Origin of the sequence: Accumulibacter sp. (genome assembly GCF_036625275.1) — a bacterium.
In the GTDB taxonomy this organism is placed as follows: Bacteria; Pseudomonadota; Gammaproteobacteria; order Burkholderiales; family Rhodocyclaceae; genus Accumulibacter.
In genome coordinates, this window is sequence record NZ_JAZKUD010000011.1 from 17,996 (window position 1) to 41,608 (window position 23,613).

Annotated in this window: 22 protein-coding genes and 1 pseudogene; 14 read left to right on the forward strand and 9 right to left on the reverse strand. The window is 65.8% G+C overall.

What is annotated here, in order from left to right; genetic code table 11:
* The 3 genes from V5B39_RS06745 to V5B39_RS06755 all read right to left on the reverse strand — a co-directional run bounded on the left by V5B39_RS06745 (position 1) and on the right by V5B39_RS06755 (position 2,575).
* The gene (locus tag V5B39_RS06745) at positions 1–144 is read right to left on the reverse strand and encodes a hypothetical protein (protein ID WP_332342155.1); all 144 of its coding nucleotides are present in this window, start codon (positions 142–144) and stop codon (positions 1–3) included.
* A 247-nt stretch (positions 145–391) separates the two neighbouring features.
* Positions 392–1,834 carry a hypothetical protein gene (locus V5B39_RS06750; RefSeq protein ID WP_332342156.1) on the reverse strand — a complete coding sequence of 481 codons (1,443 nt, stop codon included), beginning with the start codon at positions 1,832–1,834 and terminating at the stop codon, positions 392–394.
* A 90-nt stretch (positions 1,835–1,924) separates the two neighbouring features.
* The gene (locus V5B39_RS06755; RefSeq protein ID WP_332342157.1) at positions 1,925–2,575 is read right to left on the reverse strand and encodes a hypothetical protein; all 651 of its coding nucleotides are present in this window, start codon (positions 2,573–2,575) and stop codon (positions 1,925–1,927) included.
* A gap of 713 nt (positions 2,576–3,288) precedes the next feature.
* Here V5B39_RS06755 and V5B39_RS06760 point away from each other — a divergent pair.
* Positions 3,289–4,026, forward strand: a complete 738-nt coding sequence (locus V5B39_RS06760; RefSeq protein WP_332342158.1) for a GntR family transcriptional regulator — start codon at positions 3,289–3,291, stop codon at positions 4,024–4,026.
* Between the two features lie 176 nt (positions 4,027–4,202).
* On the opposite strand, the gene V5B39_RS06765 is transcribed toward V5B39_RS06760, so the two are convergent.
* Positions 4,203–5,183: a ribokinase gene (locus V5B39_RS06765; RefSeq protein ID WP_332342159.1), complete on the reverse strand. Its 981-nt coding sequence runs from the start codon at positions 5,181–5,183 to the stop codon at positions 4,203–4,205.
* Between the two features lie 313 nt (positions 5,184–5,496).
* Between V5B39_RS06765 and V5B39_RS06770 the strand changes: the two genes are divergently transcribed.
* Complete coding sequence (locus tag V5B39_RS06770; RefSeq protein WP_332342160.1) at positions 5,497–7,422, forward strand: PhoX family protein; 1,926 nt, start codon at positions 5,497–5,499, stop codon at positions 7,420–7,422.
* 7 nt (positions 7,423–7,429) lie between these two features.
* On the opposite strand, the gene V5B39_RS06775 is transcribed toward V5B39_RS06770, so the two are convergent.
* From V5B39_RS06775 to V5B39_RS06785, 3 genes are all read right to left on the reverse strand, one after another.
* Complete coding sequence (locus tag V5B39_RS06775) at positions 7,430–7,630, reverse strand: zf-HC2 domain-containing protein (protein ID WP_332342161.1); 201 nt, start codon at positions 7,628–7,630, stop codon at positions 7,430–7,432.
* Positions 7,627–8,289 carry a sigma-70 family RNA polymerase sigma factor gene (locus V5B39_RS06780; protein ID WP_332342162.1) on the reverse strand — a complete coding sequence of 221 codons (663 nt, stop codon included), beginning with the start codon at positions 8,287–8,289 and terminating at the stop codon, positions 7,627–7,629. The genes V5B39_RS06775 and V5B39_RS06780 overlap by 4 nt, the downstream gene beginning before the upstream one ends.
* A gap of 219 nt (positions 8,290–8,508) precedes the next feature.
* Positions 8,509–9,135 carry a LysE/ArgO family amino acid transporter gene (locus V5B39_RS06785; RefSeq protein WP_332342163.1) on the reverse strand — a complete coding sequence of 209 codons (627 nt, stop codon included), beginning with the start codon at positions 9,133–9,135 and terminating at the stop codon, positions 8,509–8,511.
* Between the two features lie 166 nt (positions 9,136–9,301).
* On the opposite strand from V5B39_RS06785, the gene V5B39_RS06790 reads away from it, so the two are divergent.
* The 8 genes from V5B39_RS06790 to V5B39_RS06825 all read left to right on the forward strand — a co-directional run bounded on the left by V5B39_RS06790 (position 9,302) and on the right by V5B39_RS06825 (position 18,398).
* Positions 9,302–10,222 (forward strand): LysR family transcriptional regulator ArgP, encoded by a 921-nt coding sequence (locus tag V5B39_RS06790; RefSeq protein WP_332342164.1) that lies wholly within the window; start codon positions 9,302–9,304, stop codon positions 10,220–10,222.
* Between the two features lie 101 nt (positions 10,223–10,323).
* Positions 10,324–11,766 (forward strand): toll/interleukin-1 receptor domain-containing protein, encoded by a 1,443-nt coding sequence (locus V5B39_RS06795; RefSeq protein WP_332342165.1) that lies wholly within the window; start codon positions 10,324–10,326, stop codon positions 11,764–11,766.
* Complete coding sequence (locus V5B39_RS06800) at positions 11,763–12,746, forward strand: AAA family ATPase (RefSeq protein ID WP_332342166.1); 984 nt, start codon at positions 11,763–11,765, stop codon at positions 12,744–12,746. The genes V5B39_RS06795 and V5B39_RS06800 overlap by 4 nt, the downstream gene beginning before the upstream one ends.
* Positions 12,746–15,715, forward strand: coding sequence for a formylglycine-generating enzyme family protein (locus tag V5B39_RS06805; RefSeq protein WP_332342167.1), 2,970 nt, complete (start codon positions 12,746–12,748; stop codon positions 15,713–15,715). Before V5B39_RS06800 ends, V5B39_RS06805 begins: the two co-directional genes overlap by 1 nt.
* Before the next feature lie 8 nt (positions 15,716–15,723).
* Positions 15,724–16,200, forward strand: a complete 477-nt coding sequence (locus tag V5B39_RS06810; RefSeq protein ID WP_332342168.1) for an HRDC domain-containing protein — start codon at positions 15,724–15,726, stop codon at positions 16,198–16,200.
* On the forward strand, positions 16,181–17,194 hold the full coding sequence (locus V5B39_RS06815; RefSeq protein ID WP_332342169.1) for a reverse transcriptase domain-containing protein: 1,014 nt from the start codon (positions 16,181–16,183) through the stop codon (positions 17,192–17,194). The genes V5B39_RS06810 and V5B39_RS06815 overlap by 20 nt, the downstream gene beginning before the upstream one ends.
* A gap of 20 nt (positions 17,195–17,214) precedes the next feature.
* Positions 17,215–17,523, forward strand: a complete 309-nt coding sequence (locus V5B39_RS06820; protein ID WP_332342190.1) for an SUMF1/EgtB/PvdO family nonheme iron enzyme — start codon at positions 17,215–17,217, stop codon at positions 17,521–17,523.
* On the forward strand, positions 17,523–18,398 hold the full coding sequence (locus V5B39_RS06825; RefSeq protein ID WP_332342170.1) for a formylglycine-generating enzyme family protein: 876 nt from the start codon (positions 17,523–17,525) through the stop codon (positions 18,396–18,398). Before V5B39_RS06820 ends, V5B39_RS06825 begins: the two co-directional genes overlap by 1 nt.
* Before the next feature lie 116 nt (positions 18,399–18,514).
* Here the strand turns inward: V5B39_RS06825 and V5B39_RS06830 are convergent, their stop codons facing one another.
* Positions 18,515–18,646: a hypothetical protein gene (locus V5B39_RS06830; protein WP_332342171.1), complete on the reverse strand. Its 132-nt coding sequence runs from the start codon at positions 18,644–18,646 to the stop codon at positions 18,515–18,517.
* 460 nt (positions 18,647–19,106) lie between these two features.
* Here V5B39_RS06830 and V5B39_RS06835 point away from each other — a divergent pair, with 460 nt between their 5' ends.
* Both V5B39_RS06835 and V5B39_RS06840 read left to right on the forward strand, forming a co-directional pair.
* Positions 19,107–19,379, forward strand: a complete 273-nt coding sequence (locus V5B39_RS06835; protein WP_332342172.1) for a BrnT family toxin — start codon at positions 19,107–19,109, stop codon at positions 19,377–19,379.
* Positions 19,345–19,620, forward strand: a complete 276-nt coding sequence (locus tag V5B39_RS06840; RefSeq protein ID WP_434735661.1) for a BrnA antitoxin family protein — start codon at positions 19,345–19,347, stop codon at positions 19,618–19,620. The genes V5B39_RS06835 and V5B39_RS06840 overlap by 35 nt, the downstream gene beginning before the upstream one ends.
* Before the next feature lie 490 nt (positions 19,621–20,110).
* Here V5B39_RS06840 and V5B39_RS06845 read toward each other — a convergent pair.
* Positions 20,111–20,470 (reverse strand): annotated as a pseudogene (locus V5B39_RS06845) (transposase); the annotation flags it as partial.
* Positions 20,471–20,566: 96 nt separating this feature from the next.
* On the opposite strand from V5B39_RS06845, the gene pncB reads away from it, so the two are divergent.
* Positions 20,567–21,787 (forward strand): nicotinate phosphoribosyltransferase, encoded by a 1,221-nt coding sequence (gene pncB, locus V5B39_RS06850; RefSeq protein WP_332342173.1) that lies wholly within the window; start codon positions 20,567–20,569, stop codon positions 21,785–21,787.
* On the forward strand, positions 21,784–23,490 hold the full coding sequence (locus V5B39_RS06855; RefSeq protein ID WP_332342174.1) for an NAD+ synthase: 1,707 nt from the start codon (positions 21,784–21,786) through the stop codon (positions 23,488–23,490). The genes pncB and V5B39_RS06855 overlap by 4 nt, the downstream gene beginning before the upstream one ends.
* Positions 23,491–23,613: the final 123 nt, after the last annotated feature.

Sequence of the window (23,613 nt, forward strand, 5' to 3'; positions counted from 1 at the left end):
TCAATCGAGTGCCCAGAGGACGGTCGTCCACAACAGCAGCAGCGCCGCGAAGGCCCACAGCAAGCGGATGGCGGTGCTGCTGCAGAGCACCGGATCGAGCTTCAGGACGCCTGTCGATCGGGCTGAACGGAGTGGGGTAGGCATCAGACAGTGTAGTCGGCAGGGAAAACTGCTGGTCGAAACTTATGGCGAAATACGGATCTTGCCGCATTCGACTGCCTAATGCAACCTTGTTGCGAAAACTTCAGCCCTGACGCATGACCCTGCCCAATCGCGAGCGATCGCTGTTCCTGCCAACACGCGCCAAATGGGGCGTCAGACAGGCTAGCGCACGGCGCAGGATTGGGTTATGAGGCTGCGCAAAGAAGAAGTAACCGTTTTATTCCCGGTACTATTTCTTCAGCATCGCGGAACGCCGACGCAGGGCCAGTACCACCGCAGGTCCCAGCAGCCACAGCACGCCCGGTTCCGGCACATCGGTGATTCGCGCGTCGGTGAAGTGGCCCGCCTGCAGGCGCAATTGCTCGAGAGACAGCCCCTCGTCACAGGAGAAACACGGCCGGCCCACCTCCGTGTCGATGCCCAGTGCGAGGTTCGAAAGGTACAGGCTGCCGTCGCCGTCAGTGTCCACCCTGGGCGAGAAGGTAAAGTCCGTCACGCGGCCGCGGCAGGTCACGCAGAACAGCGTACCGATCTCCACACCACTGATTACCACCGGCTCGTCGGCCTCGAATAGTTCGTCCGGCGGGCACGCGCCAGCATCGGCGAGACCACATCCGAACGACGAGATCTGGCGGAAGGTGCCTGCCACGGTGACATCGAAGTAGCCCGCATCGCCGTGTGTGCCATTGCGCAGGTTGCCGAAGCCGTGGCCATTGGCCGCCACATCGCCCGCGCGCGCCACCGTCATGGTCAGGCTCGATGCCTCGCGCAGCAGGCGCGTCCGCGGGTCTTCCAGCAGGATCCGGAACGCCGGCGTGTCGATGGGGATCACGTTTGCCTTGAAGCTCGAATCCACCACCGGTGCCACGAAGCCATCCGCATTCAGCTTCAGATTGAACAGCGGTGACGTGGTGCCTTCGAAGCCCAGCAATTCTGCGCGCACTTCTGGCCCCGCGAAGCTTGACTGGCCGGCAAACGCCAGCGACACAGCGCTGTGGATGTCGGCATCCAGCAGGTAGGACGGCTTCACGCGCAGTTCCGACACGTTGGCGACCGTGCGCAACTGCAGCGGGTTCGCCGGATCGAAAACGCTCGTATAGCCCGGACTCTGCCACGCGCCGTCCTCGAACACCTGCACGGGCTGGTTGAAGAGGAGGGCCACGCGCGTCTTCGTGGTGATGTCGAACTGCGCGGAGAGCGATGCGGCGAACCCGAGATGACCGTCGAGCAACTGGTAGCTGAAGGGGTCCACGCTGCCGCTAAGGGGGGGCAGGCCGCGTGCACGCAGTACGTTGTTCAGGCTGTCACCGACGTCGAAGCCGAGGTTGAACAGTGGCACACTGCCGCCGTAGGAACGCGTGGCGTTCGGCAGCGCGGGGCCGGCCAGCGGGATCGGCGGGACGGGGCCGATCCCGCTGCCAAGGTCCTTGGCAATGCCGTCGTCGAGCTTCGAGCCGAGGTTGTTCTGCGTGAAGAACGGGATGCGTGCGTTCACGAACTTCGGCAGATCGGCGCTACTACGCTTACAGAGAGGCCCAGCGCAGGCCTCGGCGAACACGCTTGGGCCGAGGTTGAGCAGCGCAGACACCGCGACATCGACACCCCCCAGGTCGAAGTTCACCGAGGGTTTCACGTTCGCCGGGCTCGAACCGAAGAACGTCTTGTAGACCATCCAGCAGGTCACCCTTCGGATCCTTGGCCGGTTGGAGCGCTGCGACGGTAAACTTCGTGTCCGTTGCATCGGCCAGACGGCTGGTGGGTGTCAGGAATCGGCCAGACGGCTGGTGGGTGTCAGGAAAAAGCTGCGCCCTGCGACGGCCGCGTAGTCGTCCGGATAGTCGAACTTCTGCCGCACGGGCAACGCGAGGTCGAATGTGCCACCGGTGAGGTAGGCATCGACGCCGATACCCACGCTGCCCTTCGCGGACACACCGACCGCCAACGGGCCGAAGGACTGGCGGTATGCATCGATGTCGAACGGTGTCCTCAGGTCGAACTGGCCGCGCGCGGAGAACGTGTTGCTCGCTGCAAACGCGTTCTGCGAGCGCGCCACGAACACGACATCGGCCTCGTATTTTGCTGCGTTGACCTGCGGCGCGGCGCCGAGGATGAACAAGGCGGCCGCTGCCGCGAGCACGCGGCGAACGGTGCGGATTCGATTGCCGGAACTCGCGGGCATGACCTCCGGCCTGATGACATTTCTCGCGTGCGGATCCCGGTCTTTCCGAATGGCCCCCTGGAACCGGAGGCAGGAACGGCGAGCGGACCCAGCACCCAAGTCAAACATCCGCAGAGCCAATGTGGCCAATGCAAGTGTCTTCATTTTGAACTCCAAAGTATCCAAATAGTATCCAAAAAGAGCAAACACCGTGCCATAGTTGGGCATGTTCACGTGCTCTGGATGGGTTTTCATTGCACTTCATGCGGTTAGCGCGAGTGGTCGCACCGTCAGCCGCTGGCAGGGAGCGAAAAGATCCCCGTTGTTCCGTCATCTCGAAGGGGATCTGTAAAAATTGTCGACACGTACATGCCCGTAATGCGATACGACAGCGCCGATGTGAGCGTCTCTGGATTTCGTCCCACGCCTGCGCGATTCACCATAGGATGCCCATACCATGATCGTCATCCGGATGAGAGGGGTCACTCTCCCGGATGTTCGTCCGTTGTCGCCGAAAAATCCCGCCAATTCGCCTGCCCGGGCATGTAAAGAAATCCGACAGCTGTCGCCCAGGGAGCGCGGAACATCCGCTGGATCGCCGGTGTCTCCACTTTGGCATCCATATGGCTCGACGCCGGGCGATGTTCTTGGTCAGCGTGGACTTCGACTGAATAGTCTGGAATTCCGGCGAGACTTCCCATGGCTATGCTATCCGTCACGCGAACTCAGGTCCGTGCGGTGCATCATCCGTCGCGAGACGTACGCTTGGCCCTGCGGCATGACGGCCCGGCGCACAGCAGTGAGATCGACCGCACATCCGCCGGACAGATGCGGTATGGCGGTGAAATCCTTGCCGAGGTCGTTACCGTAGGCGTGGTTTCGACGCCCGATTGTCGATTATCATGAGACTCACGTAGACCGATCCAAAATGGAGACCAGCAGTGACCGAACTGATTCCAGTTGAAGCATTGGCCGAGCGTCTGCGGCCCAACCCAGGCAATTCCCAGCCTTACTATCAGCAGATTCTGCAGCAACTGACCGGCCTGATCGATTCCGGTGAATTGGCGGAAGGCGTCAACCTGCCCCCGGAACGGGTGCTCGCAGACTTGCTTGCCGTCAGCCGGACGACCGTCAAGCGCTGCTACGACGCGCTGCGCGAGACCCATAAGCTGGCTTCCTACGGGCGTGGCGGCACCGTGGTTCGCGGTACGCCGCGCGTGAGTCCCGAAATGGGCCGGCTCAAGGGATTTTCCGAGGAAATGCGCGAACTGGGGATGACACCTTCCACGCGTCTGCTGGAACGCGTGGTGATACAGGATCGTACGCTGGCTTCCATGTTCGGAGGCCCTTCGTCGGCGCGTTTTCTCAAGCTGGTGCGCTTGCGTCTGGGCGACGAACAGCCCATGAGCTACGAGACAGCCTGGTATGACCTGGGCCTGGCGCCGGACCTGGAGAATTGGGATACCAACGGTTCGGCCTATGCCTTCTTGCGCGATCCGTGCGGGATCGTCCTCGCCGATGCGGATCAGAGCATCGAAGCGGTGCTGAGTTCCGGGATGGAAAGCGAAGTATTCGGTTTTTCGGCGCCCGCGCCCTGTCTGTTGCTGAAGCGCCGCACCTACTCCAGTCACCGGAAACTTGTGGAATACGTGGAAGGGTTGTTCCGCGGCGATGCCTACGCGTATCGGTTGAAGCTGCGCGCTTGAGAGAACCCGCCGGCGTCGGGGGTGAGCGCGGTCTGCTCACCGGATGACCGATGCCAACTCGAGGACACTCAAATCCGGCCTGGCCCTTCGGCTGGTGTATGGTTTGCTCAGGCAGGAGCTGCCGCTGAGCGTGGCCAACGCGGTCATGGTCGTCCTGACCGGCGCAATCGGCGCAATCACGGCAATGAAGTTGCGGTTTGAACAGCCGCCAGGCCGCGTCTGAAATCGCGTAGCCGCTCCGCCGTCGGGAGTGCGGATAACACGCCCCGATGCGCGGCCATGAAAGCGCCACAGGCATTGGCCTGGTCGAGTGCGTCGGGGAGGGGGATGCCGGTTCCCAGACCGTGCAACAGGCCGGCGGCAAAGGAGTCGCCGGCACCGATGCTGTCGAGAGCGGTGACGGGATAAGCCGGAGCGGCAACGCAATTCCCTGCGCGCGGGAAGGCGAGGGCGCCACGTGAGCCCAGGGTCAACACCAGAAGTTCGCCTGACCATGTTCGAAAGAAATCGGCCACGTGTCCGCGCACTTGCGCGAGGCAGCCCATCAGGGTGTCCTGATCCAGATCTCCGCAGCCGATGAGCCCCTGCGCTTCCACTTCGTTGACGATGAGGATATCGCACAATGCCAGGAGCTGCGGCGCTGTGGGCTGCCAAGGTGAAGGGTTGAGCACCGTGCGCACGCCATCCCTGCGTGCGCGGCGGAAGCATTCCCAAAGTGCGCCCAGCGATGTCTCGAACTGGCCATAGACCAGATCGGCGGCGGCGATGGCGGCTTGCGAAAGGATCGCGTGACTGGCTTCGAGACGATCGTTTGCGCCGGGATAGACGGCAATCAGGTTCTCGCCATTGGCGCCGATCAGTCCGGCGCCATGCCCGGACGGGGTGTCGAAGTCGAACACCAGTTCGGTGGAGATACCTTCCGCGGCAAACAGATCGCGCAAACACCGGCCGCCGGAATCGCGCCCAACGCCAACCAGCGCGCTGACCTCGGCGCCCAGACGGCGCGTGCCCACCGCTACGTTGAGTCCCTTGCCACCCGGTTCCACCAGAAAGCCGTCGGCGCGCAGGGTTTCGGCCGCGCACGGCAGGCGCGCAACCAGCCAGCAGTAGGCCATGACCAGATTGGCGCAGACAAAGACATTGACACTCTTATCCAAGACGGTTCATGACAATGAGAAAGTCAGGGCAGCAGCACAGCCGCTATTCGATTCGGCTCAAGGTATTCTGCCAACTAAGCCAGGGCCATCGTATTCGCCTCCTGCAGGGAAGGTCAAGAGTCTGGAGCCAGTGCTCCGGCGAAATGTGCTTCATTTTTGATCAGATGCACGAATCCGGATTCCGGCGTACGCCGGAATGACTGGGGACTGTCAGAACAAATTTGCTCTGAGCCCGCTACCGCCTGCCGGTTGGCCCGCCGGCCTCGTTTGCCTGATAATCGCTCCCTTCGCTCTCTTTGCAGCAATGCCGCCCATGGATGACGATCCGGTCAGCAACGACAGCCCGAACCCGCTTTTTGAGCAGCTTCTCGCAGCGCTTGGGCCACACGCCCCAATGCGCCGCCGCCTGCTGCAACTGGGTCTCGGTAGTGTCGTACTGCCATTTCTCGGTTTGCCCGCGCGGGCGACTGCGGGCCGATCAGAGATCGGTTTCAAAGCGATCGCCGCGTCTGCAGAGGATCTGGTACGGGTTCCCGAAGCCTATATGCTGCAGGTGCTCTATGCTTGGGGGGACCCGGTTTCGAATGGCCCGGCTTTTCGATCCGATGCCGGTAACAGCGCCGAAGAGCAGGCCGAGCAGGCGGGAATGCATCACGACGGGATGCATTTCTTTCCTTTCGTCAGCCACGGCAAACCCTCGTCGACGCACGGCCTGCTGTGCGTGAACCACGAATACACCGACGAAAACCTGCTTCACCCGGAGGGTGGCGCCAACTGGAGCCAGGCCAAAACGCTCAAGTCGCAGAATGCGCATGGCGTTTCGGTGATCGAGATCGAATTTATGAGCCGCGGCAAGGGCCTGCGCTGGCAGCTCGTCCGGCCTTCCGCCTACGCCCGCAGGATCACGGCGCGCACACCGATGCGCATCGACGGCCCGGCCGCCGGCACCGCCGCCATGCGCACCCGCGACGACACGGATGGTCAACGCGTCGCCGGCACCCTCGCCAATTGCGCAATGGGCGTGACGCCCTGGGGCACCTACCTGACCTGCGAGGAGCATTTCAACGCGTACTTCAACGGACTCGACCAGCCGACACCGGCGCAGAAACGTTACGGTATCCGTGCCCGGAGTGCCGGCTACCGCTGGCACGAGCATGACCGCCGTTTCGATGTGGCGAGCGAGCCCAACGAAGCCAATCGCTTCGGCTGGGTAGTCGAAATCGATCCCTGGAATCCGGGCAGCGAACCGGTCAAGCACACTGCACTCGGCCGCTTCAAACATGAAGGAGCGATGCTGACGCTGGCCAGCGATGGTCGGGTGGTGGTGTACATGGGCGACGACGAGGCTTTCGAGTATCTCTACAAGTACGTCTCACGCGATCGTTTCGACGCCGGCAAGCCAGGCAGCGGTGCTGCGTTGCTCACGGTCGGGACGCTGTACGTTGCCCGTTTTGCGGCCGATGGACGCGGCCAGTGGATTGCCCTGCAGCATGGGCAGAACGGTCTCGACGCAGCGCATGGTTTTGCCGACCAGGCCGACGTCCTGATCCATACCCGTCAGGCTGCCGACCAGGTCGGTGCGACCAAGATGGACCGCCCGGAGTGGATTGCCGTCCATCCACGAACCGGTGAAGCCTACTGTAGCCTGACCAACAACCGCCAGCGGAGCACAGCCGACCCCGCCAATCCACGCACCGACAACACTTTCGGCCATATCATCCGCTGGCGCGAGGGGGGCAGGCAGGGTGCCGCGGCAGCGACCGACCGTTTCGCCTGGGACATCTTCGTTCTCTGCGGCGACCCGCAGCATCCCGACCCCGACAAACGCGGCAACATTCGCGGTGACGCCTTTGCCAGTCCGGACGGGTTATGGTTCGACCCCGACGGTCGCCTGTGGATTGCCACCGATGTCTCCGGCAGCGCGCTCAGCCGTGGCGACCATGAGCGATTCGGCAACAATCAGCTATTGGTCGCCGACGTTGCCAGTGGCGAAATCCGGCGCTTTCTCACCGGGCCAAGAGGCTGCGAGATCACTGGACTCACCGCCAGTCCTGACGGTTGCAATCTGTTCATCAACGTTCAGCATCCCGGTGAGGTCGTCGGCGGCCGTTTCGATCCAGCCAGGCCGCGAACCGGATCAGTCTGGCCGGCCAGTCAGTTCCCTGAATTGACCGGTGGTCGACCACGCTCGGCAACCCTGGTCATCCGCCGCCAGGATGGCGGCATCGTGGGGCGCTGAGGAGCATTCAAACCGGCGGTGGCGGTGGGGTCGCGTCGTCGGGAGCCACCTGTTGCTGGCACGCCTGCCGGAGGAAAGACAGTTGCTTCTGGTAGTTTCGGCAGCCGACACAGATCAGCTTGTGCAGCCGCAGGGCAAAGCGATGGCCGCCAGCGAGATCATGGTCCATTTCTTCCGACATCAGCCGGATGGCTTCCTTGCAGTTCATTCTCGGACCAGTGGGTTGATGGCCCCGGCCATGAACCATTTCTGATCGAGGCACAGGCGCAGACCCATGCGTGCCCGGTGCAGAACCACCCAGCAGTGGTTGCTGCTCATCGACAGTTCCTCACAGATTTCGTCGGTTTCCAGACCAAGCATCTCGCGCATCATGAAAACGCGCGCTGTCGCCGCCGGCAGGCGATTCAGGCAGGTATCGAAGACGGCCCAGAAGCGCTGGTTCTCAAAACTCTTTTCCGGGTCTCCCCAGTCCGCAGGGCGGGCGTCGCGTTGCCAGTGGCCGTTGGCGGAGAAAAGCGGGTCGAAATCGCTTTCGTCGATCTCGTCTTCGGGGTCCTGGTAGCTCGGTTCGCGAACCCGTCGCCGGATGATGTCGACGATCTTGTTCCTGAGAATCGAAAAGACCCAGGTCTTGAACTTGGCCCGCTCGTCAAAACGGTCGGCCCCCTGCAGCGCGGCAAGCATCGCCTCCTGCACGGCATCTTCGGCACTGGCCTGATCACGCAACTGCAGGATCGCGAAACGCAGCATCTCGCGCCGAAAACCGGCCATTTCAGCGGCGATGGTTTCCGCCGCCGGCGGTAGCTTCCGGCGCATGGCTCCGGGTAATGGCGTTGGCTCGATGTCGCCGCCGGTATTTGCGATCATGCGGCGGTACCGTCAGCAAGGACGCGCAACGAATCTGGCAAGGATCATGTTTCTCCAAAATGAGGGGCCGCTGGACTCGCCGCCAGGGATGGCAAAGTCAGAGTGATTGCCGCTTCGGGCCATGCCGCGGCAGTGTATACGCAAGCGGGCGTGCAGCATAGCCCGAGCATCCGCGCATTTGACCGAATGGGCACCGTCAGCCTGGCAGCCTGTCGGACTTTACCCATACCCCGGCAGGTCGGCCAGGACGAGGCCCGCGGCAAGTCCGGCCATCACCACCGCGATGCCGCTGTCGAGCATCCGCCAGGCGACCGGCCGGGCGAACAGCGGCACCAGCCGGCGGGCGCCCCAGGCGAGCGAGACGAACCAGACGGCACTGGCGGTGCAGGCGCCGAGGCCGAAGATCCAGCGCCCCTCCTCGCCGTGCTGGTTGGCCATGCTGCCGAGCAGAATCACGGTGTCCAGATAGACGTGCGGGTTGAGGAAGGTCAGCCCGAGGCAGGTCAATACTGCCGTCGCGGCCGGCATCGTCCGCTTGTCCGCCGCAGCGACTTCCAGGCGCTGGCCCTGCCAGGCACGGCGCAGGGCCTGCCAGGCGCAGCAAGCGAGGAAAGCGGCGCCGCCATGGCGCACCACGTCGAGCAGGGATGGCTGCGCCTGGATCAGTTGCCCGAGGCCGGCAATGCCGACGCCGATCAGGAGCGCGTCGGAGAACGCGCAGATCAGCGTCACCAGGACCAGATGTTCGCCGCGCAGACCTTGCCGCAGAACGAAGGCGTTCTGCGCGCCGATGGCGACTATGAGGCCCATGCAGGCCAGGAATCCGGCGAGGAATGAAGGGTTCATGCGGGTGCTCTCCGATCGTTCGGAGCACAGCGTAGCGAGCGGAGAGTGAAAAGAAAAACTAAACTATTTAAACTGCCATCAGTTTTGCTAACGGTCATGATTTTTCCAGCCCCCCGCCCCGATCATGAAAGTCGTGAGTCGCTGACGCGACTTTCACATTAAAGCCATGAAAATGGACAATGCCCAGCTCGCCGCTTTCGCGGCGATCATCCGCGAAGGTTCCTTCGACGCCGCCGCGCGCCGCCTGCATGTCACGCCATCGGCGATCAGCCAGCGCATCCGGCAACTCGAGGAACGGCTCGGCCAGGTCCTCGTCCAGCGCAGCAGTCCATGCCAGGCCACGGCGGCCGGCCGGCTTCTGGTGCGCTACACCGAGGAGGTGGCGCTACTCGAAACCGAGATGCTCGGCGCCCTTGGCGGCAGCGAGGCCGCGCCTGCCGGCGAGCGGCCGGTGGTGCGCCTGCCGGTGGCGGTCAACGCCGACTCGCTCGAGACCTGGTTCATGGCCGTCATCGCCGCGTTGTCGGCCGACACGGACCTGCTCTTCGACCTGCGCGTCGAGGACCAGGACCATTCGGCCACCTTGTTGCGCGACGGGACGGTGATGGCGGCGGTCAGCGCCAGCGCTGCGCCGGTCCAGGGTTGCCGCGTCGAACCTCTCGGCGTGATGCGCTACCTCGCGGTGGCAGCGCCGGATTTCGCCGCCCGTCATTTCGCACACGGAGTCAACTCGCGCAGCCTGGCGCGGGCGCCGATGCTGCGCTTCAACCCCAAGGATGCGCTGCAAGACCAGTTCATCGCGCTGCAAACCACCGAGCCGGTAGCGCCGCCGACGCACTTCGTGCCTTCGGTGCACGGTTTCCTCGGCCTGACGGGCGCTGGACTCGGCTGGGGCATGGTGCCCGAGGTCATGGCACGGCCCGCGATCGCCGCCGGCCAACTGGTCGAACTGGTTCGCGACAAACCCCTCGACGTGCCGCTGTACTGGCACCGCTGGCGGCTCGAATCGCAGGCGCTGGCGGCCCTGAGTGCGGCGGTCGGCCGCGGCGCGAAAGCCAGCCTGCGACCCATGCCTGCCGGTCGCTGAGCGCTGGTGAAGGAATCGTCGCGAGCAGGAACACGCGACTGGTCGGGTTGACGCGGTTATCATGAACGGATGGGTCCACAAACCTGCGGGGGAGGGTGGCAATGGTCAGCGTTTACGTTTCGTATGCGTGGAAGGACGAGGAGCAGCACCGGCTTGTCGACCGACTCGGCGCGGTGTGTCGGGCGCGCGGGATCGATCTGGTGCGCGACATTGCCCATGTCGGTTACGGCAGATCGATCCGCGAGTTCATGGATCGGCTGGCTGCCGCAGAGCATGTCGTGGTGGTGCTCAGCGACCGCTATCTGCGCTCCCGGTACTGCCTGTACGAGTTACGGGAAATCTGGCGCAATGGCCATTTCCGGGCGCGAGTGAGCCCGATCGTCCTGCGTGGCACGTCGCTTGAGCCGGAAGACTGGGCCGACTACCTCGAGCACTGGGAGTGCAAGAAGAAAAGGCTCGGGGATAGGCTCAACAAGCTCGACCGCGAGTACACCCGCCCGCTCAACCAGGCCGTAGACGACTATGCGGAGTTTCGGCGTTTGATCGCCGAGTCGCTGGCGACTGTCTGCGACATGAACGCCCTTGACCCCGATGTGCATCTCAACACCGATTTCGCCGCCCTGATCGCGAGGATCCTGGCGGGCAAGTCAGGCGGCACGAGGCAGCAAGCACACGCATCGCGGCAGAAGGACGAGGAGTTCGTCGCCAGGGTCGAAGTGGAGATACGCGAGATCCTCGATGCGCTGCCCTCGTTTGCCAAGGTCCTTCACGAGCAGGCGCGGAAGCAAGGGCTGCTGAACACATCGACTGACCTCGCCAGGTCTCTTGCTACGGCCAGGCCGGAAGTCGCACTCAGCGACGTACTGCGGCCGGCAACCGAGAAGGCCCTGCCGCGCGGATCGCCACAAACCATCCGCGACTCCGATGTCTGGGAAAACGCCAAGACGCTGCTGGCGTGGCTCAGCGTTCTGGCCGTCCGTCCCGAGTGGGTGCAGAAGCAGGAGCAACTCGACAGCGACGGAGAAGCCACTTTCGAGATCCTGGTCAGAACCGAGTGCGGTGTCGAGATCCTCAGCTCGCGCTACCGGCAGATACGCCCACGCTTCGGTCCGGTCAGGGGCTTCGACATCGTCGGTGAGGAACGCCTCGATCTCCCGGTAGTCGAGTCCGGCTGGGATGACGAGTACGCGGTCAGGCAAATCGGCCTCGATATTGCCGCGCAGCTTTTCCCCGAGCTGAAATGCGGAGCCAATCCGACCGCAAAGCCAAGCGACGACGAGATCCTCGACAACCTCAGGGAAACGCTCGGCGAACGTGCCAAGCACAAGTCGCACCATCACTATCTCCTGATCACGACCGACGACCACTCGCCCTTGCAGCGGCGCGACTTCCACGAAAAGCTCATCGGTGAGTTTCCCTTGACGGTGATCTACATGCGCCCCCCAGGACCGGAAACCCCGTTCCTGGTCGACAAGGAAAGCCGCCTGCTCACCATCATCCGCGAATTCCTGACCCTCCCCGACCTGCTGGCGAAAAGACGATGAACCTCCCTCTCCCGAAGATCCCCGAAATCCCGCTCTCCGACCTCCCCCTGCCGCAACGCGGCTCGTGGCCGGCGTCGGTGCATCGTTTCGACGAAGAATCGGCGTGGGCCGTTCGCTCGGCGCTCGCCGCGCAGCGGCCGCTGCTGGTGCGCGGCGAGCCGGGGTCGGGCAAGAGCCAGTTGGCGCGCGCCGCGGCCGAGGCGCTTGGCCGCCTGTTCGTTGCCGAAGTCGTGCATGCGCGCAGCGAGAGCCAGGACCTGCAGTGGCGCTTCGACGCGCTCGGCCGGCTCGGCGACGCGCAGGCGATGGGCGCGCACCATTGTGGCGCCGACGAGGTCCGGCAGCGCCTCGACCCGCGCAACTACCTGAGCCCCGGCGCGCTGTGGTGGGTCCTCGACTGGCGGTCGGCGCTGCAGCAGCAGCAACAGAGCGGCGGGCGCGGCGCGCGGCCGCAGCCGCCGGCCGGCTGGTTGCCGGAGAAGGGCAGCGTGCTGCTGATCGACGAGATCGACAAGGCCGAAGCCGACCTGCCCAACGGCCTGCTCGAAACGCTCGGCAACGGTGGCTTCAGCGTTCCCTGGCTCGACGCCGCCGTCTGCGCGCCACCGACGATGCCGACGCCACTGGTCGTGATCACCACCAACGAGGAGCGCGAACTGCCGGCGGCGTTCATCCGTCGCTGCCTGGTGCTCAACCTGCAGTGGCCGAGCAACGAGGACGCTTTCAGCGCCCGGCTGATCGAACGCGGCCGGTTGCATTTCCACGCACGCTGCCACGCCGACGTCTATCGCGAAGCCGCGCGCCAGCTCTGGCAGGACCGCCAGGCGGCGGCCAGCCAGGGGCTGCAGGGGCCGGGTCAGGCCGAATACCTCGACCTGCTGCGCGTCGTCGTCCGCCTCGCACCGGTCATCGACGAGCAGTTGGCGCTGCTCGCCAGGGTCGGCGAGTTCGCGCTCAGGAAGCACCCGCCGGCCGGCTGATGGAAACGACGGTTCTGCATTCACGGGCCGCCGTCGGTCGTGCCGACCTGCTGCGCATCTACGCCGCCGGGGGCGACGAAGCGCTCGCGCACGCCGCCGCGGCGCTCGGCTACCAGCGGCGGCCGCGCGCGCCGGCGCCGCCGCCAGTCATCAGCGGCGGCAGCGAAGACACGCCATTCGGCGATCCGGTCGACCGCAGCGCACCCGCCGCCTTGCCCGAACGACCGCCGGCCTTGCCGATGGCGCGCTTCTTCCGCGTCGTCGGACATCGCCGGCGCGAACCGCAAGCCGCCGCCAGGGCCGGGCCGCCGCCCCCGCCGTGGCTCGCCAACGCGCAGGTTCTCGGCAGCGATTCGCGGCCGCCAGCGACCTCGCTGCACCTGCCGCCGCGCCCGCCGCTGACCCGCTGGTCGCGGCTGTGGCCTTTCCTGCGCCGCGTGCTCGGTCGCCGCCTCGCGACCCGCCAGCCCGACCTGCCGCGGCTGCTCGAAAGGCTGACGCGCGGCGAGGTGCTGCGCGCGCTCCCGCTGCTGCCGGGCCACGGCTGGAGCCCGCGCATCGCCATCCTCGGCGACTACGGCCGGCGCACCCGGCCGTTTCACGAAGACTTCAACGCGCTCTGCCGCGCGCTCGAAAAGCGTCACGGCAAGCTCGGCATCGACCGCCGCATCCTTGCTGGCGAACCCGGCCGGCAGCCGCGCGTCCGCCAGCCGGGTGCCGGCACGACCGAGCGCTGGCCGCTGCCGGCGCCGAACACGCCGCTGCTGATCCTCGGCGACGCCGGCCTGCTCGACAGCACGCCCGACACGGCGAACGGCTGGCAGCAGTTCGGCCATCGCCTGCGCAGCGCCGGCGTGCCGGCGCTGGTCCTCTGCCCGCTGCCGGCGCGCCAGCACGGCGCCGGCGCGCCAGGCAGCCTGACGCTCGTCGAATGGGACCGCCACAGCCGCCTGCGCCCCTCGTCCACTTCGTCGCTGCGTGCGCCGGCGGGCGACCCGGCCGGCGACGAGCGCCGGCAGCGCGCGCTCGACACGCTATTGACGCTGCTCGCGCCGGCCGTCGTCATCGAACCGGACCTGCTGCGCGCGCTGCGCTACCTGCTGCCGGCGAGCGAAGCCGACGTGCTCGTCGAGGCGCTGGTCTGGCAGCATCCCGATCTGGTCACCAGCGCGCACGCCGGCCAGTTCGCGAGTCCGCTGGCAATCGCCGAATACCAGCAGAAGTTCCGCGCGCTGGCGCCCGCATTGCGCCAGGCGGCAGTCGCGCGCCTCCTCGCGCAGCACGCCGGCCTGCCGGCTTCGGTGCGCTGCGCCGAAGTGCTGGCGTGCCGGCATCTCGCTCCCGAAGCCGTTCCGCCGGCACTCGCCGCCGACGCCGAGCGCTGGCAGGCCGACATCGCCGAAACCGCCCGCCGGTGCGACGACCGCGCGCTGCGCCAGTGGCTGCAGCGGCACGCCGCGCGCCAGAGCGACGCCGCGCTCGCCGCCAACCCGGCGCTCGCCGCGCACTGGGCGCTGGCGCAGCGCGAGCGGCTGGCGGCCGGCGTCATGGTCGAGCTGCCGGAAGGCGTCCGCGAGGAAGACCTCGGCTATTTCCTGCACGACGCGCACGAGCCGGCATCGCGCGTCCGCTGCACGCTTCGCCAGCGTGGCGACGAACTGTGGCTCGAACCGGTCGACGCCGCCGGCGGCAGCCCTGATGCCGAGCTCACACTGGTCGATCGCGGCGTCTACGTGACGCTGACGCGCAGCGCCGACCGTGCCGATTCACCAGACCGGCGCTATTTCGCCGCCGGCGCGCTGCCGCAGAGGATCGCCCGGCTGACGCGCGAAGTCGAGCGGATCGCGCTGCACAGCGAGCATTTCGATCTCGTCGTCACGCCGCTCAATAAGCCCGTCTGGGCGAGCGCCATCGGTCGCGACGCGCGTGGCCTGTACGCCGAGGTGTTCTGGCGCGGCGAGCGCTGCCGCCTCGACTGGCATCCGCCAGAGGCCGATGGTGGAGCCGAAGGTGCCTGGACGGGCGAACAGGCGCTCGGTGTCGATCGTTACGGGCTGTTCGGCGAAATCGCCGTCGCGGGCGTCACGCAGCGCTTCCGCTGGATCGCGCCGGGGAGTTTCCGGATGGGTTCGCCGGAGGGCGAGCCCGAACGCTACGACGATGAAGTGCAGCACGAAGTGACGCTGAGCGAGGGCTACTGGCTCGCCGACACGGCGTGCACGCAGGCGCTGTGGCAGGCGGTGACGGGCGAGAACCCGAGCCGCTTCAAGGACAACCCTTCCCATCCGGTCGAGCAGGTGAGCTGGGACGACGTTCAGGGTTTCCTGGGCGAGCTGAACCGTCGGCTGCCCGGTCTCGAAGCGCGCCTGCCGAGCGAAGCCGAATGGGAATACGCGTGCCGGTCGGGAACGACGACGCCGTTTTCGTTTGGCGAGAACATCACTCCCGAGCAGGTCAACTACGACGGAAACTATCCCTACGCCGGTGGCGCGAAGGGCGTCTATCGCCGGAAGACCGTGCCAGTGGGCTCCCTGCCGGCGAATCCGTGGGGCCTGTACGAGATGCATGGCAATGTCTTGGAGTGGTGTGCGGATTGGTACGGGGACTACCCGACGACGCCGCAGGTGGACCCGCGCGGCGCGCCGTCGGGCGGCGCCCGCGTGTTGCGCGGCGGCTCGTGGAACGGCCACGGCGGGCTCGTCCGTTCTGCCAACCGCTTCGGGTACGAGCCAGGCAGGCACGACTTCGTCAGCGGGTTCCGGCTCGCCCTAGGTCCCCAGAAGCCGGCGGAGCCGGCTTGGCAGGTGGGAAGGAAGTCGCCGGCGGAGCCGGCGATCAGCGAGCCGGCGCCCGCGGAGCGGGTGCCGGCGGTCGAGCTGCCGCCCGGGACGGGCGGCAGCTCCGGGGTGCGCGGCGCAACGTCGCGCACGTTCACTCAACGACTGAAGGATCTCTTCAAACGCCCATGAGATTCCATGTGTTCACCATCGAAGTGCGCGATCCCGGTCCGGGACAGGACGCACTCAACGCGTTCTGCGCGCAGCATCGGGTAGCCGATGTCGAAAAGCGCTTCGTCGATCAGGGGTCCCACTCGTACTGGACGTTCTGCGTGGCAACGCTCGACGGTGAAGACTCGTCTCGCCCGCCTGCCGAGAGGAAGCGGATCGATTACCGGGAGCTGCTGAACGAGGCCGACTTTGCCGTCTATGCCGAGCTGCGCGGTTTGCGCCGGTCGCTCGCCGAACACGAGGGCGTGCCGCAGTTTGCGCTGTTCACCAACGAGCAGCTCGCGGCGATGGTCACGCGGCGGGTAACGACGGCTACGGCGCTCGGCGAGATCGAAGGCGTCGGCAAGGCGCGCGTCGACAAGTACGCCAGCCATTTCCTGCCGCTGCTGCGAAAGGCATTCACGGTGCCGGCAGGTGCTTCGACCGATGCAGCGCGTGCGAATTGAGCTCGCCGACCTGGCGAGTGCCGACAACCTCGCCCTCGCGGCGTGGAAAGCGGCGCGCGGCAAGCGGCAGCGCCCGGAAGTGAGGCGCTTCTGCGCGCATTTCGACGACTCGATTGCCCGCTTGCGCCGCGACATCCTGGCCGGCGTCGTTCCCTACGGCGAGTATCGCAGCTTCCTGATCCACGACCCGAAGCAACGCCTGATCCACGCCGCGTGCTTCGCCGATCGCGTTCTCCACCACGCGATCATGAATCTTGCCGGACCGGTTTTCGAGCGTACGCTGGTTCCGAGCACCTACGCCTGCCGGCCGGGGCTCGGCGTGCATCGCGCGATACGCCAGGTGCAGGCCGAGCTGCGCCGCTTTGCGTGGTTCGTCAAGGTCGATGTCGACGCCTACTTCCCGTCGATCGACCACGCGATTCTGGAGCGGCTGCTCGCCAGGCGCTTCAAGGGCGCCGACTTCCTCGCCCTGCTCGGGCGAATCATCGCCGCGTGCCCGGCGGCTCCCAGGCGCGGGTTGCCGATCGGCTCGCTGACCTCGCAGCATTTTGCCAATCATTACCTCGACGGCGCCGACCGCTTTCTGCTCGCGCACCCGCTGGTCCGCGCCCACGTCCGTTACATGGACGACATCCTCTGCTGGGGCGACGACCGGCAGAGCGTCAGGCAGGTGGCCGGCGAACTGCGCGAATGGCTGCAGCGCGAGCGGCACCTGACGCTGAAAGCCAACGTTCAGATCAACCGCAGCGAGCGTGGCGTCAGCTATTGCGGCGCGCGCGTGCTGCGCGGTTCGCTGCGCCTGACGCCGCGCAAGCAGGCGCGTTACCGGCACGGCTGCCAGCGCTGGGAGGCCGCCTGGCTGGCCGGCGTCATCGACGAAGCGGCGCTGCAGCGCGGTTACGCCGCGGTGCTGGCGCCGACGCTGCACTGCGACAGCCTGAGCTGGCGAAAACGTCACCTCGAACTCCACCCTTCGCGCTATAGTGAGCAATGAGCGGCCCGCTGCAATTTTGGATGGGCTGCTCGGCAGGTGCAGCAACCAGGGAGGCCATCGCAGGCGACGCCCGCGTGTTGCGCGGCGGCTCGTGGAACAACAACGGCAGGAACGTCCGTTCTGCCAACCGCAACAGGAACGAGCCAGGCAGGCACGACAACGACAGCGGGTTCCGGCTCGCCCTAGCTCCGGAGTCCAGGAGACCGGCTCGGGACCAGATGACCTTCCTGTCCGCCGTGTACCGGCGGCAAAAAGCCCATGCCCTTCGGCAGGCTGGTAGGCAGGATGCCGAACGCCTGCCGAAGTGGCGCTTCGCCGGATGCCCGTGATGCTCGTTCCCGCTCTCGCTGACGACAGCGCCGCGATCTTCCTTCCCGAGCGCTTCCCGCTGCGCTGGGCCAGCGCCTGGGGTGAGGACGAGTGGGGTCTGTGGATGACGCTCGAACTGGCCGAAGCGCAGCAGCGCTTCCGCTGGATCGCGCCGGGGCGTTTCCGGATGGGTTCGCCGGAGAACGAGCCCGAACGCGACGGCGATGAAGTGCAGCACGAAGTGACGCTGAGCGAGGGCTACTGGCTCGCCGACACGGCGTGCACGCAGGCGCTGTGGCAGGCGGTGACGGGCGAGAACCCGAGCCGCTTCAAGGACAACCCTTCCCATCCGGTCGAGCAGGTGAGCTGGGACGACGTTCAGGGTTTCCTGGGTGAGCTGAATCGTCGGCTGCCCGGTCTCGAAGCGCGCCTGCCGAGCGAAGCCGAATGGGAATACGCGTGCCGGGCGGGAACGACGACGCCGTTTTCGTTTGGCGAGAACATCACTCCCGAGCAGGTCAACTACAACGGGAATTATCCGTATGCCGGTGGCGCGAAGGGCGTGTATCGCGAGAAGACCGTTCCGGTAGGCTCCCTGCCGGCCAATCCGTGGGGCCTGTACGAGATGCATGGCAACGTCTGGGAGTGGTGTGCGGATTGGTACGGGGACTACCCGACGACGCCGCAGGTGGACCCGCGCGGTGCGGCGTGGGGCGACGCCCGCGTGTTGCGCGGCGGCTCGTGGGGCAGCGACGGCAGGGGCGTCCGTTCTGCCGACCGCAGCGGGAGCGGGCCGGGCAGGCACGGCGGCGGCAGCGGGTTCCGGCTCGCCCTAGGTCCCGGGAAGCCGGCGGAGCCGGCTCAGGAGAATTCGGCGGCGGAGCCGCCGAATTGAGCGCCGCTGCCCGCTCCGCGGGCAGCGGCGGCAATGCGCAGGGTTTGCGAGCAGTTGCGAGCAGAAAAATTTTCGCCTGTTAGTGGCAAAACGCAATGAAGTGGTCTGCCGTGTGTTCACGCGCCTGGCCGGATGCCTGGCCGCCGCACGATGCCGGATTGCTCAAGGCGCTCGGCCTGCCGAACACCGCCAGCGGCTGGCGCGAAGCCGAGGCGATCGCCGAGCCGTGGCGACCCTGGCGCAGCCATGCGCTGAGGCACCTGTGGCCCCCTCGGGAGAAAACCGCATTGCATCTACAGGGTGCGAACGAAAGTGTTGGTCGAAGGATTGCATGTGGCATGGCCTCTTCAAAACGACCGTCCGATGGCGAAACCTTGGGGGTTCACCCCTCGCGGGAGAGGGCCAGCCAACATGTACAGCAGCGGCGCGCCGACCAACGATCGCCCCTCCCCCCTCGCGGGGGAGGGGTTGGGGAGAGGGGCAAGGGTTGAACACAAATTCGTCAAAACCCTGCGGCAGCACAGGAACGAAGTCGGAAAGCCGTTCCGGCCTGAAGGCCATGATGGCCGCGGTGGAGCACATGCCCCCTCTCCCCAACCCCTCCCCCGCGAGGGGGGAGGGGAGTCAGGGTTCCGCCCAACACTTTCGTTCGTACCCGCATCTACAGCTTGCCTTGATTCTCGATCATAATGCATCTACGATTTGGCAGTGATCACCTTCGACGAAACCAAGTGTCAAGCGAACATTGCCAAGCACGGCATTGATTTGGCCGCGCTGTCGGGTTTCTTTGAGGGTGACTTGCTGACCCGCGAAGATGCGCGCGAAGCCTATGGCGAGTTGCGCTTCCAGAGCGTTGGCTGGCACGCGGGAGAAATGTTGTTCGTTGTCTGGACGCCGGGCGACGACGAATGGCCCCATATTATTTCGGCGCGAAAGGCAGAAAAACATGAGCGCGAGGCGTGGACACGTTTCTGTAAATGATGCTCCGGCTACCAAACCGGACGATTGGAATAATGCATTTGTCACTCATTCGGCAGACCAACTTCGTGAAGTGATTGCGGCACGTCGTCCCCGCGGGCCAAACAAGCACCCGACGAAAGAGCAAGTGACGGTGCGATACAGCCCGGAAGTACTTGCCTATTTCCGCGCGACCGGAGCAGGCTGGCAAACCCGCATGGACGAAGCGTTATGCGAGTATGTGTCCCAACACAAGGTGACCTAACGGTCATGACTTTTCCAGGCATCCCACGATCATGAAAGTCATGACCGTTTCCCTCTCCCCCAACCCCTTCCACGGCCCGCGCTGCATCGCGGGCCGGCTGCGGCGGCGCGGAGCAGTGCTCCGCGAAACCCCGCCTTCGTTCCACGGCCCGCGCTGCATCGCGGGCCGGCTACGGCGGCGCGGAGCAGTGCTCCGCGAAACCCCGCCTTCGTTCCACGGCCCGCGCTGCATCGCGGGCCGGCTACGGCGGCGCGGAGCAGTGCTCCGCGAAACCCCGCCTTCGTTCCACGGCCCGCGCTGCATCGCGGGCCGGCTGCGGCGGCGCGGAGCAGTGCTCCACGAAACCCCGCCTTCGTTCCACGGCCCGCGCTGCATCGCGGGCCGGCTACGGCGGCGCGGAGCAGTGCTCCGCGAAACCCCGCCTTCGCCCCCGCGAGGGGGAGGGGAGGTTCGTGAGTCGCGTACGCGACTTGCACAGTAACCCTTCACTCTAACCCTTCACTCGAAGCGCCCACGGCTTGGTGCTGGCCCGGAAGTCTTCCCCGTCATGCCGCCTCGCCCACGCGAGCCGTGCATTCTTCGCCGCAATCGCCGCGACGGCCTTCCAGTAGCCGCATCGTTCCTGAAGACTGCGCGCCCAGCGGCTGAAGCCGTCCTGTGGGTCGCCCAGCCCTGCCAGTATGGCGCGGGCGCCCATCACCCGGAGATTTCGGAGAGGGGCCTCTCCGGCCTGGGTGATCCTGCCCAGCCCAGCCTTGCCGCCGCGGCTGTCTTGTCCCGGAACCAGCCCGACCCACGCCGCGACCTGTCGGCCGTTCTTGAAGTCGTGACCGCTGCCGAGGCAGGCCAGCGAGAAATTTTCATCTATTAGTTGCAAAATGCAACGAAGTTGTTTACAGTGTGTTCACGCGCCGGCTGGTCGGCGTTGCCGAAGAGGAGAGTGAGCATGACCTGGAACAAGATTGATCCCCCCGTCGTCCGCAGCCTGCTGGAGAACGACCTCTACAAGTTCACGATGTGGCAGGCGCTGCTGCATAGCCACCCTGGGGCGCAGGCCGAGTACGCCTTTTTCTGCCGGAACCGGCCGGTCTATCCGCTGGCCGAGCTGCAGGCCGACGTCGATGCCGAACTCGACCACTTGTGTACCCTGACCTTCGATGACGATGAACTCGCTTACCTGCGTAGCCTGCGTTTCATCAAGAGCGACTTCGTCGACTTCCTCTCGGTGTTTCGCTTCCAGCGCCGCTTCATCACGACGCGCGCCGACGGCGAGCATCTGCGGGTCGTCGCCAGCGGTCCCCTGGTGCATGTCATGGCCTTCGAGATCTTTGTGCTCTACATCGTCAATGAGCTCTACTTCCGACGGCTGTCGACCGATCCCTCGATTCTGGCCGTGGCGCGCGAACGGCTGCAGGCGAAGATCGACTTCCTGAAGTCGCAGCAGCCGTTGCTGGCGTCGGCGACCGAGCCTTTCATTTTCTTCGACTTCGGCCTGCGCCGGCGCTATTCCGCCGCCTGGCACGAGGAAGTCGTGCGCACGCTGGCCAACGAGGTGCCGGAGCATTTCCGCGGCACTTCCAACGTCTACCTGGCGAAGAAACTGGGGCTGACGCCGATCGGCACGATGGCGCACGAGTACCTGCAGGCTTACCAGGCGTTCGGCTTTCGCCTGCGCGATTTCCAGAAAGCGGCGCTCGAGGCCTGGGTGCAGGAGTACCGCGGCGATCTCGGCATCGCGCTGACCGACGTGGTCGGCATGGACGCCTTTCTCGCCGATTTCGACCTCTACTTTGCCAAGCTCTTCGACGGTCTGCGCCACGATTCGGGCGATCCCGTCGAATGGGCCGAGAAGGCGCTGCGCCACTATCAGCAACTGCACATCGACCCGCTGAGCAAGCGCCTGGTCTTCTCCGACAGCCTGAACCTGCCGCGCGCGGTCGATCTCTACCGGCGTTTGCGCGGACGGGTGCAAACCTCCTACGGCATCGGTACCGACCTCTCGAACGATACGCCGCATCAGGCGCTGAACGTGGTCATGAAAATCATGGCGTGCAACGGGCAGCCGGTCGCCAAGCTCTCCGATTCCGCGGGCAAGACGCTGTGCGAGGACCGCACCTTTCTCGCCTACCTGCGGCAGGTCTTCCATCATCCGGTGGCAACGCCATGAACGCCTTTCGCATCACCCTCGCGCAGTTGAACCCGACGATCGGCGACATCGACGGCAACATCGCCCTGATGGGTCGCGCAGCCGCGCAGGCGCATGCCGAGCAGGCGCAGATGGTGGTTTTTCCCGAGCTGTCGCTGACCGGCTACTCGCCCGGCGACCTGCTCGACGAAGCCGACTTCATCGAGCGCGCGGCGGCGGGCCTCGACAGCTTGCTCGCCGCGAGCCAGACGACGCCGGGCCTGTGCTGGGTGGTCGGCGCGCCAACGCGGCGCAGCGGCCCCGGCAAGCCGCTTGAAAACAGTCTGCTCGTGCTCCGCGACGGGGCGGTCGTGCTCAGATACGCGAAGCAGTTGCTGCCGACCTACAACGTTTTTGACGAGCGCCGCCACTTCGAGCCGGGACCGGATGTCGCCAGGGTCTTGCGCGTCGGCGGCACGCAGGTCGGCTTCCTGATCTGCGAAGACGGCTGGAACGACGCCGGCAGCGACTACGCGGTCAACCCCTTTAGCCGCCTCGCCGACGCCAGTCCCGATCTGCTGGTGACGATCAACGCCAGCCCGTCGAACATCGGCAAGCGCGAGCAGCGCCATCGTCTCTTTGCGGCGGCCAGCCAGCGCCACCAGATGCCGTTGGTCTATGTCAACCAGATCGGCGGGCATGACCAGCTCATCTTCGACGGCGCCTCGTTCGCCGTTTCTCCGGCCGCCGGTGTGGTCTTCGAGGCGCCGCGCTTTGCCGAAGCGGTGAGCACGCTGCAATGGGACGGCACGAACTTCCTGTCGGCCACCGGCGAAGCACTACCGCCGATCGCCGCCGAAGGTCTGCCGGTGATGGAGTTCTACCGCCGGCAGATCGTTCTCGGCTTGCGCGACTACGCTCGTCGCTGCGGCTTCAGCCGCGCGGTCGTCGGCTCGTCGGGCGGGATCGACAGCGCGCTGACGCTGGCGCTCGCCGTCGAGGCGCTCGGCGCGGACCATGTCGTCGCCATCACCATGCCGTCGAGTTTCTCGACGCCAGGCAGCGTCGGCGACTCCGAAGTGCTTTGCCGCCGGCTTGGAATCCGCCTGATCGAGCATCCGATTCGCGACCTCGTCAGCCAGTTTGCAACCGGCTTCGCCGCGGCCTGCAGCGACCCCTTGCGCGGTCTGGCGCTCGAGAATCTGCAGGCGCGGGTGCGCGGCACCATCCTGATGGAGTATTCCAACAGCTACGGCCACCTGCTGCTGACCACCGGCAACAAGAGCGAAATCTCGGTCGGCTACTGCACCCTCTACGGCGACACCAACGGCGGTCTGGGTCTGATCGGCGACCTCTACAAGACCGAAGTCTTTGCCTTGAGCCGGTACCTCAACGAATGCGCCGGTGGCGAAGTGATCCCGCAGGCGATCCTCGACAAGGAGCCTTCGGCCGAACTCGCGCCCGGTCAGCGGGACACCGACAGCCTGCCGCCGTATCCGGTCCTCGACACGATCCTCAAGGTGCTGATCGAGGGCGAGCGGCTCGGTGCCGACGAGCGCGCCAGCGTCGAGTCCGCCTACGCGCAACTGCTGGCCGACGCCGAGGGCAGGGCGCTGGTGACGAGAATTCGGCGTCTGATCGCGCGCAACGAATACAAGCGACGCCAGGCGCCGCCGATTCTGCGCCTGCGCGGGCGCGCCTTCGGCAGCGGCCGGCAGATGCCGATTGCCGCCCGCCATGACTAACGGTCATGACTTTTCCAGGCCACCCCCGATCCTGAAAGTCATGACCGTTTCCCTCCCTTGCAGGGCGCATTCCGGCTGGCACGCCGGAATCGCTCGATGGGCGCGGAGCAGGCTCCGCGAATT